Origin of the sequence: Rhodococcus sp. R1101 (genome assembly GCF_000278445.1) — a bacterium.
GTDB classification, from domain to species: Bacteria; Actinomycetota; Actinomycetes; order Mycobacteriales; family Mycobacteriaceae; genus Rhodococcus; species Rhodococcus gordoniae.
On record NZ_AJVB01000946.1, the window covers coordinates 1 to 456 of the forward strand.

Here is a 456-nt window from a genome sequence, read left to right on the forward strand (position 1 = left end):
ACCGAACGGTTCTCGGCTCCGGGCGCCACCTTGGTCAAGCTGTTCGGCCGTCCGGCGCAGGAGTCGAGGGAGTTCGCCGTCCGGGCGACGCGGGTCCGCGACATCGGGGTGCGCACCGCGATGCTGCAGAGCGTGTTCGTCACGGCCCTGACGCTGGTGTCCGCGCTCGCGCTCGCGCTCGTCTACGGCCTCGGCGGTTTCTACGCCCTGCGCGATCAACTCGATCCCGGTTCGGTGGTCGCGATGGCGATGCTCCTCACGCGCCTGTACTCGCCGCTGACGGCGCTGGCCAGTGCCCGCATGGACGTCATGAGTGCGATGGTGAGCTTCGAGCGGGTCTTCGAGATCCTCGATCTGAAACCGCTGATCGAGCAGTCGCCCGACGCCCGGCCGGTGCCCGACGGTCCGGTCGCGGTGGAACTCCGGGATGTCGCCTTCGCGTATCCGTCCGCCGAC

At 69.3% G+C, this 456-nt stretch carries 1 protein-coding gene; it reads left to right on the plus strand.

What is annotated here, in order from left to right:
• A partial coding sequence (locus tag R1101_RS29065) for an ABC transporter transmembrane domain-containing protein (RefSeq protein WP_037225469.1) occupies positions 1-456 on the plus strand: 456 nt, incomplete at both ends.